Genomic DNA, 14,912 nt, shown 5'->3' on the forward strand with positions numbered 1-14,912 from the left:
GCCGCGCCGTCATCGACCCGAATCGGGGCTTGGCAGACCGTGGCGGCGCGGCTAACGTCGGCGCCGACAACTGATCGCGGGAGCTCGCACCGGAAGCGGGCTGAGAGGGCGGCTGGATCATCCGATCCGGGGCCGCCGACCGCCTGAACCTGACCGGATAATGCCGGCGTAGGGAGTGAACGGCCATGGCCGACGTGCGTCCCCCTCTGTCCACTGCGGACTCGAATGCCACCGGGACCGGTGTGACCACCGGGCCGATCAGCGGTTCCCGCAAGGTGCACCGCGAGGTCGGCGGCCTGCGGGTGCCCGCCCGCCGGATCGAGCTCAGCAACGGCGAGCACCTCGACGTCTACGACACCTCCGGGCCCTACACCGACGACACCGCGACCATCGACGTCCACAAAGGACTCCCGGAGACCCGCGCCGGCTGGTCCGCCGAGCACCGGACGCAGCTGGCCTGGGCGAAGGCGGGCGTGATCACCCGCGAGATGGAGTTCGTCGCCGCCCGCGAGGACCTGCCCGCCGAGCTGGTGCGCGACGAGATCGCCCGCGGTCGCGCGGTGCTGCCCGCCAACCGGTGCCACCCCGAGAGCGAACCGATGATCATCGGGAAGAAGTTCCTGGTGAAGGTCAACGCGAACATCGGCAACTCGGCGGTGACCTCGTCGGTGGAGGAGGAGGTCGAGAAGATGGTGTGGGCGGCCCGCTGGGGCGCCGACACGATCATGGACCTGTCCACCGGCAAGCGCATCCACGAGACGCGCGAGCGCATCCTGCGCAACTCGCCGGTGCCGGTCGGCACCGTGCCGATCTACCAGGCGCTGGAGAAGGTCAACGGCGACCCGGCCCGGCTGACCTGGGAGATCTACCGGGACACCGTGATCGAACAGTGCGAGCAGGGCGTCGACTACATGACCGTGCACGCCGGAGTGCTGCTGCGGTACGTGCCGCTGACCGCGCAGCGCGTCACCGGCATCGTCTCCCGCGGCGGCTCGATCATGGCCGCGTGGTGCCTGGCGCACCACCGCGAGAGCTTCCTCTACACGCACTTCTCCGAGCTGTGCGAGATCCTGCGCGACTACGACGTCACCTTCTCCCTCGGCGACGGCCTGCGCCCCGGCTCCATCGCCGACGCCAACGACCGCGCCCAGTTCGCCGAACTGGAGACGCTCGGCGAGCTCACCCGCATCGCCCGCGAACACGACGTGCAGGTGATGATCGAAGGCCCCGGCCACGTGCCGATGCACAAGATCGCGGAGAACGTGCGGCTCGAGGAGGAGCTGTGCGACGAGGCGCCGTTCTACACGCTGGGGCCGCTGACCACCGACATCGCGCCCGCCTACGACCACATCACCTCCGGGATCGGCGCGGCGATGATCGCGCAGGCCGGCACGGCGATGCTCTGCTACGTCACGCCGAAGGAGCACCTCGGACTGCCCGACCGGGACGACGTGAAGACCGGGGTGATCACCTACAAGATCGCCGCGCACGCCGGTGACCTCGCCAAGGGGCATCCGCGCGCTCAGGAGTGGGACGACGCGCTGTCGAAGGCGCGCTTCGAGTTCCGCTGGACCGACCAGTTCCACCTGGCGCTCGACCCCGACACCGCGAAGGCCTACCACGACCAGACGCTGCCCGCGGAACCCGCGAAGACCGCGCACTTCTGCTCGATGTGCGGGCCGAAGTTCTGCTCCATGAAGATCACCCAGGACGTGCGCGACTACGCCGAGAAGCACGGCCTCACCAGCGTCGAGGCGATCGAGGAAGGCATGCGGGAGAAGTCCGAGGAGTTCACCGGCTCCGGCGGCGAGGTCTACCTCCCCATCGTCAACTGACCGGAGTGAACGGACCGTTCGTCCCATCCGGCTGGACGAACGGTCCGTTCACCCGCTTCCGAGCACCCGCGGCGGCGCTCCCGATTCGAGGTGAACGGACCGCTTGCCCAACGGGTTCGGACGAACGGTCCGTTCACTCGCTTCCGGGCACGGCGGGCAGTGCTCGGGTGTTTCGCATCGGCAGGTTCCACACGGGCCGGATCGTCGGCGGGAAGGGGTCGTAGCATGGGCCGGATGCACGCGACACCCGCCCACCTGCGACAACCGGCGCACGACACGGCGCCGCCGACGGCGCTGACCATCGCCGGTTCCGACTCCGGCGGCAGCGCCGGCATGCACGCCGACCTCCGGGCCTTCTTCTCCTGCGGGGTGCACGGCATGACGGCCGTGACCGCGGTGACCGTGCAGAACACCGTCGGCGTCACCGGGCTCGTGGAGATCCCGCCGGAGACCGTCGCCGCGCAGATCGCCGCCGTCGCCTCCGACATCGGGGTGGACGCGGCGAAGACCGGGGTGCTGTCGTCGGCGGCGACGATCGAAGCCGTCGTCGCGGTCTGCGACGAGCACGGCATCGGGCGCACCGGCCGCACCCCGTTCGTCGTCGACCCCGTCGCCGCGTCCCGCAGCGGTGAGCCGCTGCTGCGCCCGGACGCCCTCGACGCCCTGCGCTACCAGGCCTTCCCGCGCGCCACGCTGGTGACGCCGAACCTCGACGAGGTCCGGCTGCTCACCGGCCTGGAGGCGCGCAGCCGGGACGACCTGCTGGACGCGGCGAAGGCGATCCACGACTTCGGCCCCGACTGGGTGCTGATCAAGAGCGGCCACCTGCTCGACGACCCGGAGTGCGTGGACCTGCTGTTCAACGGCACCGACGCGATCCCGCTGCCCGGCCCGCGCTATTCGACGGAGCACACGCACGGCGCGGGCGACGTGTTCGCCTCGGCGATCACGGCCGCGCTGGCGAAGGGCGCGTCGATGCCGGACGCCGTCGCCGCCGGCAAGCGGTTCGTGACGCGCAGCGTGGAGCACGCGTACCCGCTCGGCTCGGGCGTGGGGCCGGTGTCGACGTTCTGGCGGGTGAGCCCGCGCTCGCTCTGATCCGGCGGACAGACGCGTAGTTGAGACGGGCTCGACCACGGAACAGGCCGAAATCGAGACTTGAGTTACCGGATCGGGTGATTTTCAACGCCACGGGTAACTCACAAGGCGGGTTTCGTCGACATAAAGCGTGAGGCATGCGGCAGCCCCCGCCGGTGAGCACCGGCGACGCGCGCGCTGCGCCTGCCCCCCGCACACGCAACGAGAACGTCAGGAGCGAAGCGACCGCCGTGGCAGCATCCGGGTGGACGACCATGAAGAACCGGCTGATCGCCGGGCTGAACACCGAGGCCGGTGCCCCCGACCTCAGACAACGCCAGTACGCAATGGCGGTGCTGGTCACCGCGGTGGCCGCGACCGCCGTCGGCTGGCTGCTCGACCTGCGCACGCCCGCGCTCATCGGCGGGCTCACCGCCGTGTTCGCGCTGGTCGCCGCCGGGGGCCAGTCGCTGCGCTCGGACCTGCACCGGTTCTCGTGGTTCGGGCCCGCGCTGGTGCTGGTGATGGCGGTCGGGCCGCTGCTGGACGGCATCCCGGTGCTGGCCGGGCTGCTGGTCGCGGCGGTCGTGTTCGGCTCCGGCATGCTGCCCGCGCTCGGCGAGCAGTACCGGGTCAGCGGCCAGACCTTCGCCGCCGCCACCCTCGTCGCCACCACCACCGGCATCGGCGCCGGGCAGCCCGCGTGGATGCTGTTCCTGTCCACCGCGGCGGGCGCGGTGTTCGCGCTGGTCCTGCGCGTGCTCATCGGGATCGGCGACCCCACCCGCGCCACCCGGCACGCCGTGTCCCGCACCCTGCTCGAACCCGGTCCGGGCGTGCTGGAGATCGCGGCGAGCGCGTGGCGCGCGGACGGCTCCAGCACGTGGCTCGGCCAGGTGCTCGCCGGTGCCGCCCGGTTCCGCGCCGCCCGCGAAACGCTGCTGGCCCAGGCGCAGCAGGCGGATCGGGTCGAAGCGGAACGCCTGCACCGCATCGTCGTCGAAGCGGACCTCGTCGCCGCCGAACTCGCCCGCGCCGTGCGCTCCCGCGCGTGCAGCGGACTGCCCGCGATGGCGCGCGTCGACCCGGCGCAGGCCGTCGTCGCCGAAGGCGGGCGGCAGGACCTGCCCGAAGCGGTGCGCGGCATGAACGAGGGACTCGACCGCATCCGCGGCGCCGTCGTGCAGCGCACCGAGGCCGCGGCCAGCCCGCCCGCTCCCGGCGGCCGCCGCCAGCGGGCCCTCGGCGGGATCAAGGCGCACCTGTCGCTGCGCTCCTCGCTGTTCCGGCACGCGCTGCGCTGCACGCTCGCCGTCGGCGTCGGCATGGTCATCGTGCTGCTGCTGCACGACCCGTCGGCCTCGACGCTGCTGCTCGGGCTGTACGTGGTGCTCGCGCCCGCCGCTCGGGACAGCATGAACGGCGCGCTGGAACGCACCGGCGGCGCCGTGCTCGGCGTGGTCATGCTGTCGGTGCTGATCACCGTGCTGCCCGGCGTCTACCTGCTCGTCCCGGTGGTGGTCGCGGGCATGCTGCTCGGGGTGGAGCGGTTGCGCACCGACTACCAGGTGCTGCTGAGCTCGCTGATCGTCGTGACCGTGATCGACCAGGCGATGCGGCTGGACCGCCCGCTGGCGAACATCGCGATCAGCTTCGCCTCGAACACCGCCGTCGGCGCCGCCATCGCGCTCGGCGTGGGCTACATCAGCTTCATCGTGCTGCCCAGCAGCATGGTCCCCGACGTGCGCGGCGCCATCCGCTCCACCGTGTGGTCGGTGTCGGAGCTGCTGCGCAGCGTGCGCGCCGCCGGTCAGGGCCACGACGTGCACGCCGCGATGCGCTCCGCGCACGTGCTGGCGCTGCGCCGCACCCAGGACCTGCTGGGCATGCCCGCGCTGCTGGACGACCCCGAGTCCGACGAGGACAAGGACGCGACGCGGGCGGCGGCGACCGCGCTGGACGCGCTGCGCCAGGACGTGGCCACGCTGGCGTTCCGCCCCGAGAACGAGCGGGCGGTCGCGGTGCCCGCGCTCAAGGCGGTGGACCAGCTGCTCAGCGGGCGGAGCACGGCGAAGATCCCGGACATCCAGTCCACCGGCGCCCCCGCCACGGAACTGCTGGCCAGCTCGCTGGTCGAGAACGCGCTGCACGCCCGCGCCGCCATCGACCAGACCCTCGGCAACGAACCCTGGAAGAGCTACACCATCAACTTCGTCCGAACAGAACGCCTCAGAATCCGCTGACCCCGAAAGCCCCCGCCTTCCCAGCGGAACCCTGCCGTGGGCGGCGAAGCCGTGCCGTGGGCGGCGAAGCACGCCTGCTTCGCGGACGAAGTCCCGCCTGCCTCGCGGCGAAGCCGTGCAGTGGGCGGACGAAGTCCCGCCTGCCTCGCGGCGAAGCCGTGCAGTGGGCGGACGAAGTCCCGCCTGCCTCGCGGCGAAGCCGTGCAGTGGGCGGACGAAGTCCCGCCTGCCTCGCGGCGAAGCCGTGCAGTGGGCGGACGAAGTCCCGCCTGCCTTGCGGCGAAGCCGTGCAGTGGGCGGACGAAGTCCCGCCTGCCTTGCGGCGAAGCCGTGCCCGTATGTGCGAAGCACATAGCCCACGTCAAAAAAGTGGCCCACCCGCGGGTTCTCAGCCGGTCTCTCGCGAGGACAGCTTTTTCCCTCGTGGCGGAGCCACTTGGGAAAAAGATCCCGCAGCGAGAGACCGGCTGAGGTTCCGCCACCCGACCACCCGAGCAAAACGACCGGGCGGGCAATTCCCCCTCAAGAACGTGCGGGGCTGGAGGCGGTGGCCCAGAAGCGTTGGGGAATCCGGCCCGCACCGACGGCGAGCCGACCGGCCTCGACGGCGGACCGCATCGCGGCGGCCATCCGTTCCGGGTCTTGGGCGCGGGTGACGGCGCTGGCGAGCAGCACCGCGTCGCAGCCCAGTTCCATCGCGAGCGCCGCGTCGGAGGCGGTGCCGATGCCGGCGTCGAGCACGATCGGCACGGTCGCGCGGGACACGATCATCTCGATGTTGTGCGGGTTCCGGATGCCGAGGCCGGTGCCGATCGGCGAGCCCAGCGGCATCACGGCCGCGCAGCCGGCGTCGGCGAGCCGGGTCGCCAGCACCGGGTCGTCGTTGGTGTAGGCGAGCACCACGAATCCTTGGTCGACGAGCTGTTCGGCGGCGTCGAGCAGTTCCACCGGGTCGGGCAGCAGGGTGTCGTCGTCGGCCACGACTTCCAGCTTCACCCAGTTCGTCTCCAGGGCTTCCCGCGCCAGTTGCGCGGTGAGGACCGCTTCCGCCGCGGTGCGGCAGCCCGCGGTGTTGGGCAGCGCTTCGATGCCGAGCCGGTGCAGCAGGTCGAGCACGCCGGTGCGCCCGCCCGCGTCGGCGCGGCGCATCGCGACCGTCGTGAGCTCGGTGCCGGAGGCCAGCAGCGCGCGTTCCAGGACGGACAGGTTCGCTGCGCCCCCGGTTCCCGTGATCAGCCGCGAGCCGAACTCGCGCCCGGCGATCACCAGTGGATCGTCCACGTCAGCCTCCTTGCACCGCGGTGAGCACTTCGACGGCGGCGCCGTCGTGCAGTTCGGTGGCCGCCCAGGAGGCCCTGGGCACCACGGTTCCGTCGATGGCGACGGCGACTCCTCGTTCGGGCACGCCGAACTCGGCCAGCACCGCGGCGAGCGTGGCGTCCTCGTCCACCGGCCGAGCCGATCCGTTGATCACTACTTGCACGGTTGCCCTCCTCTGTCGTGGGAAACGGGCCGCGCGCCTCGCCCGGGGTCGGCGGCGGTCGCGGTGGGTTCCGCGCCGGACAGCGCCGCGAGCACCGCGTCGGCGGTGATCGGTGCGAGCAGGAAACCGTTGCGGTGGTGCCCGGTCGCGGCGAGCACGCCGGGTTCCAGCTCGCCGATCAGCGGCAGGTTGTCGTGCGTGCCGGGCCGGTGTCCGGCGATGGCTTCGACCAGCGCGTACTCGGCGAGGCCCGGCACCAGCCGTTCCGCGTCCGCGAGCAGGTCCCGCACTCCGCCGACGGTGACGTCGAGGTCGTAGCCCGCGTCGTACTGGGTGGCGCCGACGACGAGTCCGCCGTCGTCGCGCGGCACCAGGTAGACCTGCCTGCCGTGCACCGGTCCGCGCACGGTCCGGGTCGGGGGCGGCAGCGCCGTGGCGCGCGCCCGCAGCCGCAGCACCTCCCCCTTCACGGGCCGGATTCGCCCGGTCAGCCCGGGGTGCAGCTCGCCGGAGCGGGCGCCGGCGGCGATCACCGCGACGTCGCAGTGCGCGGTGCCGTCGGCGAGTTCCACCGCGCCGGGCCGCACCCGCAGCGCCCGCCCGTCGCGGAAGTCGACGCCCGCCGCTGCCGCCGCCTTCCGCAGCGCGGCCAGCGCCACCCGGTTGTCCACGGCGAGGTCGCCCGGCACTTCCAGGCCGCGGCGCACGGCTGGGCCGAGCGACGGTTCGGCGCGGCGCAGTTCCCGGCCGGTGAGCCGGGTGACGCTGCGCCCGCGGGACGCGAGGTGGTCGGCGAGCATGTCCAGTTCGGCGCGGTCGGCGCCGTCGACGCCGACGACGAGCGTGCCTTCCCGGCGCAGTCCGGTGGGCAGGCCGGAGTCCGCGGCCAGTTCCGTGGCGAACTCGGGCCAGCGCCGCAGCGAGTCGGAGCCGAGTTCGAGCAGTTCCTCCTCGCCGGGGGACGCTTCGGCGACGGGCGCGAGCATGCCACCTGCGACCCACGACGCGGCGCGTTCACCGGCGTCGACGAGCTGGACGCGGTGCCCCGCGCGCGCGGCTTTCCACGCGACGGCGAGACCGATGATCCCGCCGCCCACGACGGTGACGGCTGACTGCTGCGACATCTACGCTCCCTGCGCCGGCATGACCCGGATCAGGTTCGACGGTCGGGGCGGTCGCCCCCTCTCAGTCCGGTTCTTCTCCGGACTCCCGTGCGGACCACCACCCACCGTACTCACTCCGCCAGGTGAGGTCAGCATCCGGCCGGTGCCCTCCCCCGCTGCGGATACCCTGGGGGCATGCCCGGATTGGACGGTTACGGCATCCGCACGCGGCTCGCCGACGCACGGCTGTACCTCTGCACCGACGCGCGCGGGGAGCGGGGTGATCTGGCCGAGTTCGCCGAGGCCGCGTTGTCCGGCGGCGTCGACATCATCCAGCTGCGGGACAAGACCTCCGGCGGCGCGCCGTTGGAGGCGCGCCAGGAGCTCGCCGCGCTGGAGGTGCTGGCGGAGGCGTGCGTGCGGCACGGCGCACTGCTGGCGGTGAACGACCGCGCGGACGTGGCGCTGACCGCGGAGGCGGACGTGCTGCACCTGGGTCAGGACGACCTGCCGGTGCCGGCGGCGCGGCGCATCGTCGGCGACGAGGTGGTGATCGGCCGTTCCACGCACGACGTGGTGCAGGCGGACGCGGCGGCCACGGAACCGGGCGTGGACTACTTCTGCACCGGCCCGGTGTGGACGACGCCGACGAAGCCGGGCCGCGAGGCGGCGGGGCTGGAGCTGGTGCGCCACGCCGCGGAGCACCGCGGGCACGGCAGGCCGTGGTTCGCGATCGGCGGCGTGGACCACGCGAACCTCGCCGAAGCGGTCGCGGCAGGCGCGGAACGAATCGTCGTGGTCCGCGCGATCACCGAAGCCGAAGACCCCCAGTCCGCCGCCGAATCACTCCGAGCAGGCCTCCCGACCTGACGGCGAGCGTTCTTCCAGCTTCGGCCCCCTTTCCGAAGTGGCCCCGCCACGAGGCGTGGTCGTTGTCCTGTCAGCGGCGAAGCCGCTGAGCAGCGACCACCCTGCCCACCGGCACCGCCGCGGGTTCTCAGCTGCTTGCTCGCGAGGACAGCTTTTTCCCTCGTGGCGGAGCCACTCGGGAAAAAGATCCCGCAGCGAGCAAGCAGCTGAGGTTCCGCCACCCCACCACCCGAGCAAAACGACCACGACAACATGCAAAACGAGCTGCACCTCGTGGGGCTGAGGTGCAGCTCGTTCTGGGCTGGATCAGGCGTCACCCGGATCTGAGGGGCAGGTCCGGGCCCCCTGGCTCACTGGGTGAGCAGGGTGAGGCCGTAGGCGTCCAGGATCTCGTTGACCGGCTGGAAGTACGTGGTACCGCCGTTGGTGCAGTCGCCCGAACCACCGGAGGTCACGCCCTGCGCCTGGTCGTCGGACAGCCACGAACCGCCGGAGTCACCGGGCTCGGCGCACACGTCGGTTCGGGTGAGGCCCTCGACGGTGCCTTCGGCGTAGTTCACCGTCTGGTTCTTGGCTTCGACGGTGCCGCAGTGCCAGCCGGTGGTGGAACCGGAGCGGCAGATCGAGGCGCCTTCGGCGGCCTCGGTCGAACCGCCGACGCCGACGGTGCCGCCCGCGTAGTCGTTCACCAGCGGCTGGGGGGTCTCGCCGGACGCGGTCTCCACGTAGGAGTAGTCGTCGCCCGGGAACGAGGAACCGGCGAAGGTGCCCGACGGCGTGCTGGTCGTGTCGCCCTCGCTACCGCAGTGCCCGGCGCTGACGAAGCCGCCTTCGACGGAGAAACCGATGGAGCAGCGGGCGCCGCTGCCGATCATGTAGGCGTTGCCGCCGACCACGTCGGCGAGGATGCGCGGGGCTTCCTCGGATTCGACGACCCGCACGGCCTGCTGGTCCACGCCGGTGGAGCGCACGAACTCGGTGGCCGTGGCGGCCGAACCGGTGGCGGCGGTGAGCACGACCGAGTTGGCGGCCGAGTCGAGGTACCACCCGGTGACGCCCTGCGGGGCCTGGTGGGCGTTGAGGCCGTCCACGACTCCGCCGAGCTGCGCGGTGCTGTACTCGACCAGCTTCGCTTCGGCTCCGGCGGCCCGAACCTGGTCGATCAGGTTCGCGTCGGTGACGCCGACGACGAGCTTGCCCAGGTCGGCGTCGTAGCGGGAGCCGCCGAACGCCTCGCCGAGCGAGCCGCGCAGCGTCTGGTTCGCGGTGTTGGCGATGGCCTCGCTGTGCAGCCGGGCCTGCGCCTGGTCGGCGGTGAGGCCGAGGTCGCGCTGCATGGCTTCGAGCTGGGTGGCGGCCTTCTCCGGCGCGGGTGCGACGGTGGCCGAGGCGGGCATGGTGAAGGCGGCGACGGTTCCGGCGGCCAGCACGATCGTCCCGGCCACTCTGGCCGCGAGCTTGCGCGTCATAGGTTGGTCTCCCTACTCCTTGAGGTGGGGCTCAAAGATCCCGACGGGGAGCAGTATTGGTGGGGACCACCGATCCGCACATCCTCCTTTCGCCGCATCAATCGACGAAGAAATCCCGGTTAACCCGCTTTTGAGCGGGATAACCGGGAATCATCACCATCAGCTGCTATTCGATCACGGAGCGTCGACCCTTTCCCGCTGCCCGATCTCGCCGCCGGGAACGTCGGCTCCCGACTCCTGCGGCTGTTCGGCGCCGGTGGTCTCCCCGGTGGCCGGGGCTTCGGATCCGCCGGTTTCGCGGGTCGGTTCCGTCGCGTCGCTCTGCCCGGATTCGCCGGGCTCGCCGGGCGCGGTCTGCTCGCCGCCGGACGGCTCGGATGAGGTGGAGGTGCTGGGTTCCGACCGCCGCGTGGAGCTCGGTTCCGCGGACTCCTCCTGCTGCGGCGCGCGCGCTTGCTCGCCCTGCTTCGCCGCCGGGGTGAGCACGCGGCCGATGGTGGTGCCGCGGTCGCCGCCGGAGAGCGGCTTGCCGAGGACCCCTTCGAACCCGGTGATCACCAGCATGCCGAGCCCGAACATGAGCGCGCTGGTCACGGCCACGACGCCCCAGCGGATGCCGCGGCCGACCCGAGGCGCGGGTTCGGTCACCCGCTCCTCGACGGCCTCGACCTGGCGGGTCGCGTCGTCCTTGTTCGCCGCGTCGTTCCAGGCGAGCATCCGGGTCCTGGCTTCGGCCTCCGCCGCGCCGGTGTCCATCCGCCTGGTCGCGTCGGGGTCGTGTTCGACCTGCTCACCGCCCGGCCACTGCATCGCGCCGGGCACCTGGATCTTGCGGGTGGCCTCCTCCGCGGGAGCCCGGGGCGGCGTGGTGCCGGTGATCGCGCGCTCGCGCGGGCGCGGCGGCGGTGGCGCTTGGAGGGTCACCTTGGTGGCGCGCTTGAGCGCCGCGCGGGCGGCGAGGACGTTCGGCTTGTCCTTGGTGGTCTCCAGCTTCTCCTTGGTGGTCTCCAGCGAACGCTGGTACAGGGCACCGCCGACGGTGATGACGACGCTGGTCAATCCGGCACCGAACACGGTGCCCGCGACCCCGAGGTACGACCCGAGGAACGCGGCGGTCACCGATGCGAGGGCGCCACCGGTGACCTGAGCGCCGGACAATTCGATCTTCTTGGATTTCTTTTCCGCGGCCTCGTCGTTGTCGTCGGCTCCGGTCGCCCCCCGTTCGGAATTCCCCTTCGCCATGTGGCTCCTACTTACTTCGGCGCGCTCTCTCTGACTCCGTCAACGGTTGATCTCGCCGCGATTCTCCCGATCGTTGCGCTTTCGTGATAACTGCCACTTCGGGTAACGCGGTAACGGCGCGGTTTCCACGAAGATCAGTGCGGAATTGAGCACTATGGACGATCGAATTCCGAACCGGGCGGACGGCTGTTCGGCGGCCTTGCCGCGCCGCAGGTCAGCGGACCGCTGGGCGGATGCGCCGGGATCGGCCATGATCGCGGTCATGGACTTGGTGACACCGCAGGACGTCGAGGCCGCTCAGCGCCGCATCAGCACCGTCGCGGGGCCGTCGGCCGTGGTCCGCACCCCGCTGCTCCCGCTGATCGGGATCGAGGACCGGGAGATCTGGGTGAAACCGGAGAACCTGCAACCGACCGGCGCGTTCAAGATCCGCGGCGCGCTGAACGCGATCGCCGCGCTGCCGGAGCCGGTCCGGGCCCGCGGCGTCGTCGCCTACTCCAGCGGGAACCACGCCCGCGCCGTGGCCCACGCCGCGCACGCCTTCGGCGTCCCCGCGACGGTGGTCGTGCCGCACACCGCACCGGCCGCGAAGATCGCCGCCGCGCGGGAGCTGGGCGCCGAGGTCGTGGCGGTGGACGTGGCCGACCGGGAGAGCACCGCGCAGCGGATCACCGCCGAGCGCGGAGCGACGCTGGTGCCGCCGTTCGACGATCTCGCCGTCATCGCGGGCCAGGGCACCGTCGGCCTGGAGATCGCGGCGGACCTGGAGGTGGACGTGGTGGTGGTGCCGGTCAGCGGCGGCGGCCTGCTGTCCGGGGTCGCCACGGCCATCCGCGCGCGGCGGCCCGCGGCGAAGATCATCGGCGTGGAGCCGGAGCTGGCGGCGGACGCGCGCGAGAGCCTGCACGCGGGCCGCCGGGTGTCCTGGCCGATCGAGCTGCGCACCCGCACCGGCGCCGACGGCCTCACCGCGCAGCCTTCCGAGCTGACCTTCCGGCACCTGCTGGACCGGGTGGACGACATCGTCACCGTCTCCGAGGCGGAGATCGACGCCGCCGTCGCTCACCTGGCTCGGCGAGCCCGGATCGTGGCCGAGCGCAGCGGTGCCGTCTCGGTCGCCGCCTGCCTGCACCGGCGGCTGCCGCCGGGCCGCACGGTCGCGGTCGTCTCCGGCGGCAACATCGACGCGGGAGAGCTCGCGAACCTGCTCACTTCGGAGGGTTGAGGCGGGCGACGAACTTGTACCGGTCGCCGCGGTAGATCGAGCGGACCCATTCGACGGGTTCACCGGCGGCGTCGAAGGAGTGCCGGGAAAGCAGCAGCATCGGCAGGCCCACGTCGGCGCCGAGCGTCTCGGCCTCCTCCGGGCTGGCCAGCGCGGTCTCGATGGTCTCGTCGGCGTGCCCGAGCTCCACGCCGAAGTGCTCCCGCAGCACCCGGTACAGCGACCCGCCCGATTCCAGCCGGGTGGTCAGGCCCCGGAAGCGGGACAGCGCCAGGTGCGTGGTCTCGATGGCCATCGGCTCCCCGTCGGCGAGCCGCAACCGCCGCAACCGCAGGGCCGTCGCGCCCGGACGGGTGCCGAGCAGGGTGGCGAGCTCGTGGTCGGCGGGTTCCTCCACGACCTCCAGCAGCCGGGAGGTGGGCTGGCGGCCCTGGGCGCGCATGTCCTCGGTGTAGCTGGACAGCTGCAGCCGCTGCGCGACCTTCGGCTTCGCCGCGAAGGTGCCCTTGCCCTGCACCCGCAGCAGCCTGCCTTCGACGGTGAGTTCGGCGAGCGCCTGGCGCACCGTGGTGCGGGAGACGTCGAACTCCGCGGCCAGCGCGCGCTCGGTCGGGATCGGTGATCCCGGCGGCAGCGAGCGCAGCATGTCCAGCAGGTGCTGCTTGAGCCCCCAGTACTTGGGTTCGCGCTGCGCGCGCACCGGGGTGTCCGCCCCGCCGGACACCGACGTTTCCAGCATCTGTCCTCCTACCGCCGAGCCTCGCCCTGACGTGGTGGCCGCGACCGCGTCTCCCGCGCACGGCCCGGTGGAGCCCTCACCCCGCACGAGCGGTGGCTCCGGGCGGCTCACCGCACACCGCGCCAGGACTGTCCAGCATGCCTGAACAACGGCACGATCATCACGTTCTCCCCAGTTTTCCCACATTGGTGATCTTGAGGCGAACGCCGGGTGGCAGCAGGAGTGTCACACGGGTCACTCTCGGGAAAGCGGCACGTTCGCTAGCATTGGTCTAGACCTAATCGGCCGAGTGAGAGGCACCCATGAGCGAGGCGAACCCCGGCCAGAGCATGCGAGCCGAGATCGACGAGCAGCCGCGGATCTTCGCCGACCTGCTCGCCGGCACCGACATCGCCGCCGTCGCGGCCACCATCGCGCAGCGCAAACCGCGCTTCGCGCTGCTGGCGGCCCGCGGCTCCAGCGATCACGCGGCGCTCTACGCCAAGTACCTGATCGAAGTCCTGCTGCAGCTGCCCACCGGACTCGTCTCGCCCTCCACCACCACGCTCTACGGAGCGCAGCCCGACCTCAGCGACGTGCTGCTGCTGACCGTCAGCCAGAGCGGCGGCTCCCCCGACCTGATCGAGGTCACCGACTCGGCCCGCCGTCGCGGCGCCACCACCGTCGCGATCACGAACACGCCCGGCTCCACGCTGAACTCCACCGCCGAACTCGCCGTGGACATCCGCGCCGGCCAGGAGCAGGCGGTGGCCGCGACGAAGACCTACAGCGCCACCCTGCTCGCGCTGTACCTGCTGATCGACGCGGTGCGCGGCGGCACCGGCCAGGACGCCGCGGCCCTGCCCGACCTGGCGCGGCGGACGCTGGACGAGAGCTCCGACGCGGTGGCCGAGGCGGTGCACCGCTACCGGTTCGCCGGGCGGCTGGTGACCACCGCCCGCGGCTACTCGCTGGCCACGGCGCTGGAGGCCGCGCTGAAGCTGGCCGAGACGAGCTACCTGCCCGCCCGCGCCTACAGCGGAGCGGACCTGCTGCACGGACCGGTGGCCGCCGTGGACGCCGAGACGGCGGTGCTCGCGGTCAGCGGCGAAGGCAAGGGCGGCGCGGCGATGCGCGACGTGCTCGACGCGGTCCGGGAGCGCGGCGCCGACGTCTGCACCCTCGGTTCCGGACCGGCCGCGGCGCACCACATCCCGGTGCCCGCCTGCGCCGAGGAGCTCGCGCCGGTCCTGGAGATCCTCCCGGTGCAGCGGCTCGCGCTGCGGCTCGCGGTCGCCCGCGGCGGCGACCCGGACCGGCCGCGCGGGCTGTCCAAGGTCACCCGCACCCGCTGATCCGTTCCGGAGCCACTCGTCTTTTCGGACGAAGCACCGGCCCCGATCCCGCCATTGGTGCCGAGACCTGCCAAAACGGTCCCGAACGGCAAACCCGCTGCGTCTGGCCCGTGCGCAGCGGAAAAGTAGGAGCCCGCCTCACCGAGGGGGCGGGGTGAGGCGGGCAGCGTCAGATTACGCCGAACGGGTCACAAATGACCACCGCTGAGATGGAGGAAAACGCGACCGGCCCGCGATCAACTCGGATCACCGGCCGTGATCGGGACGAGCCGGTCGGCACCGAGCCGGGTGA

General features: G+C 72.1%; 13 protein-coding genes and 2 riboswitches. Of the genes, 6 read left to right on the top strand and 7 right to left on the bottom strand.

Going from position 1 to position 14,912, the window contains the following annotated elements:
- Positions 1-66: 66 nt before the first annotated feature.
- A riboswitch (TPP riboswitch) is annotated at positions 67-192 on the top strand.
- From thiC to BJ969_RS26250, 3 genes are all read left to right on the top strand, one after another.
- Complete coding sequence (gene thiC, locus BJ969_RS26240; RefSeq protein WP_184483379.1) at positions 186-1,835, top strand: phosphomethylpyrimidine synthase ThiC; 1,650 nt, start codon at positions 186-188, stop codon at positions 1,833-1,835. Its footprint overlaps the riboswitch before it by 7 nt.
- A 234-nt stretch (positions 1,836-2,069) precedes the next feature.
- Positions 2,070-2,933 carry a bifunctional hydroxymethylpyrimidine kinase/phosphomethylpyrimidine kinase gene (gene thiD, locus BJ969_RS26245; RefSeq protein ID WP_184483381.1) on the top strand — a complete coding sequence of 288 codons (864 nt, stop codon included), beginning with the start codon at positions 2,070-2,072 and terminating at the stop codon, positions 2,931-2,933.
- Between the two features lie 254 nt (positions 2,934-3,187).
- Positions 3,188-5,155, top strand: a complete 1,968-nt coding sequence (locus tag BJ969_RS26250) for an FUSC family protein (protein ID WP_184483383.1) — start codon at positions 3,188-3,190, stop codon at positions 5,153-5,155.
- 522 nt (positions 5,156-5,677) lie between these two features.
- Here the strand turns inward: BJ969_RS26250 and thiG are convergent.
- The 3 genes from thiG to thiO form a co-directional block, all read right to left on the bottom strand.
- Positions 5,678-6,436, bottom strand: a complete 759-nt coding sequence (gene thiG, locus BJ969_RS26255) for a thiazole synthase (RefSeq protein WP_184483385.1) — start codon at positions 6,434-6,436, stop codon at positions 5,678-5,680.
- Position 6,437: 1 nt separating this feature from the next.
- Positions 6,438-6,638: a sulfur carrier protein ThiS gene (gene thiS, locus BJ969_RS26260; RefSeq protein WP_184483387.1), complete on the bottom strand. Its 201-nt coding sequence runs from the start codon at positions 6,636-6,638 to the stop codon at positions 6,438-6,440.
- Positions 6,629-7,762, bottom strand: a complete 1,134-nt coding sequence (gene thiO / locus BJ969_RS26265) for a glycine oxidase ThiO (RefSeq protein ID WP_184483389.1) — start codon at positions 7,760-7,762, stop codon at positions 6,629-6,631. The genes thiS and thiO overlap by 10 nt, the downstream gene beginning before the upstream one ends.
- A riboswitch (TPP riboswitch) is annotated at positions 7,752-7,861 on the bottom strand. Its footprint overlaps the gene before it by 11 nt.
- A 75-nt stretch (positions 7,862-7,936) precedes the next feature.
- On the opposite strand from thiO, the gene thiE reads away from it, so the two are divergent.
- Positions 7,937-8,611, top strand: a complete 675-nt coding sequence (gene thiE, locus BJ969_RS26270; protein ID WP_184483391.1) for a thiamine phosphate synthase — start codon at positions 7,937-7,939, stop codon at positions 8,609-8,611.
- Between the two features lie 350 nt (positions 8,612-8,961).
- Here the strand turns inward: thiE and BJ969_RS26275 are convergent, their stop codons facing one another.
- The 3 genes from BJ969_RS26275 to BJ969_RS26285 all read right to left on the bottom strand — a co-directional run bounded on the left by BJ969_RS26275 (position 8,962) and on the right by BJ969_RS26285 (position 11,586).
- Positions 8,962-10,080: a S1 family peptidase gene (locus tag BJ969_RS26275; protein WP_184483393.1), complete on the bottom strand. Its 1,119-nt coding sequence runs from the start codon at positions 10,078-10,080 to the stop codon at positions 8,962-8,964.
- 174 nt (positions 10,081-10,254) lie between these two features.
- Positions 10,255-11,322, bottom strand: a complete 1,068-nt coding sequence (locus tag BJ969_RS26280; RefSeq protein ID WP_184483395.1) for a hypothetical protein — start codon at positions 11,320-11,322, stop codon at positions 10,255-10,257.
- Between the two features lie 39 nt (positions 11,323-11,361).
- Complete coding sequence (locus tag BJ969_RS26285) at positions 11,362-11,586, bottom strand: hypothetical protein (RefSeq protein WP_184483397.1); 225 nt, start codon at positions 11,584-11,586, stop codon at positions 11,362-11,364.
- On the opposite strand from BJ969_RS26285, the gene BJ969_RS26290 reads away from it, so the two are divergent.
- The gene (locus BJ969_RS26290) at positions 11,585-12,547 is read left to right on the top strand and encodes a threonine ammonia-lyase (protein ID WP_184483399.1); all 963 of its coding nucleotides are present in this window, start codon (positions 11,585-11,587) and stop codon (positions 12,545-12,547) included. The two genes, BJ969_RS26285 and BJ969_RS26290, sit on opposite strands and share 2 nt — an antisense overlap.
- On the opposite strand, the gene BJ969_RS26295 is transcribed toward BJ969_RS26290, so the two are convergent.
- Positions 12,531-13,286 carry a GntR family transcriptional regulator gene (locus BJ969_RS26295; RefSeq protein ID WP_184483401.1) on the bottom strand — a complete coding sequence of 252 codons (756 nt, stop codon included), beginning with the start codon at positions 13,284-13,286 and terminating at the stop codon, positions 12,531-12,533. The two genes, BJ969_RS26290 and BJ969_RS26295, sit on opposite strands and share 17 nt — an antisense overlap.
- Before the next feature lie 302 nt (positions 13,287-13,588).
- Here BJ969_RS26295 and BJ969_RS26300 point away from each other — a divergent pair, with 302 nt between their 5' ends.
- Positions 13,589-14,620 (top strand): SIS domain-containing protein, encoded by a 1,032-nt coding sequence (locus BJ969_RS26300; RefSeq protein ID WP_184483403.1) that lies wholly within the window; start codon positions 13,589-13,591, stop codon positions 14,618-14,620.
- Positions 14,621-14,912: the final 292 nt, after the last annotated feature.

The organism is Saccharopolyspora gloriosae (genome assembly GCF_014203325.1).
Classification (GTDB): Bacteria; Actinomycetota; Actinomycetes; order Mycobacteriales; family Pseudonocardiaceae; genus Saccharopolyspora_C; species Saccharopolyspora_C gloriosae.

Bases quoted from the DNA above. Each gene is read 5' to 3' on its own strand.
- BJ969_RS26285 (WP_184483397.1), bottom strand. From the start codon at position 11,586: ATGACCGCGATCATGGCCGATCCCGGCGCATCCGCCCAGCGGTCCGCT.
- BJ969_RS26300 (WP_184483403.1), top strand. From the start codon at position 13,589: ATGAGCGAGGCGAACCCCGGCCAGAGCATGCGAGCCGAGATCGACGAG.
- thiD (WP_184483381.1), top strand. From the start codon at position 2,070: ATGCACGCGACACCCGCCCACCTGCGACAACCGGCGCACGACACGGCG.
- BJ969_RS26290 (WP_184483399.1), top strand. From the start codon at position 11,585: ATGGACTTGGTGACACCGCAGGACGTCGAGGCCGCTCAGCGCCGCATC.
- BJ969_RS26275 (WP_184483393.1), bottom strand. From the start codon at position 10,080: ATGACGCGCAAGCTCGCGGCCAGAGTGGCCGGGACGATCGTGCTGGCC.
- BJ969_RS26280 (WP_184483395.1), bottom strand. From the start codon at position 11,322: ATGGCGAAGGGGAATTCCGAACGGGGGGCGACCGGAGCCGACGACAAC.
- thiO (WP_184483389.1), bottom strand. From the start codon at position 7,762: ATGTCGCAGCAGTCAGCCGTCACCGTCGTGGGCGGCGGGATCATCGGT.
- thiE (WP_184483391.1), top strand. From the start codon at position 7,937: ATGCCCGGATTGGACGGTTACGGCATCCGCACGCGGCTCGCCGACGCA.
- BJ969_RS26295 (WP_184483401.1), bottom strand. From the start codon at position 13,286: ATGCTGGAAACGTCGGTGTCCGGCGGGGCGGACACCCCGGTGCGCGCG.
- BJ969_RS26250 (WP_184483383.1), top strand. From the start codon at position 3,188: ATGAAGAACCGGCTGATCGCCGGGCTGAACACCGAGGCCGGTGCCCCC.
- thiC (WP_184483379.1), top strand. From the start codon at position 186: ATGGCCGACGTGCGTCCCCCTCTGTCCACTGCGGACTCGAATGCCACC.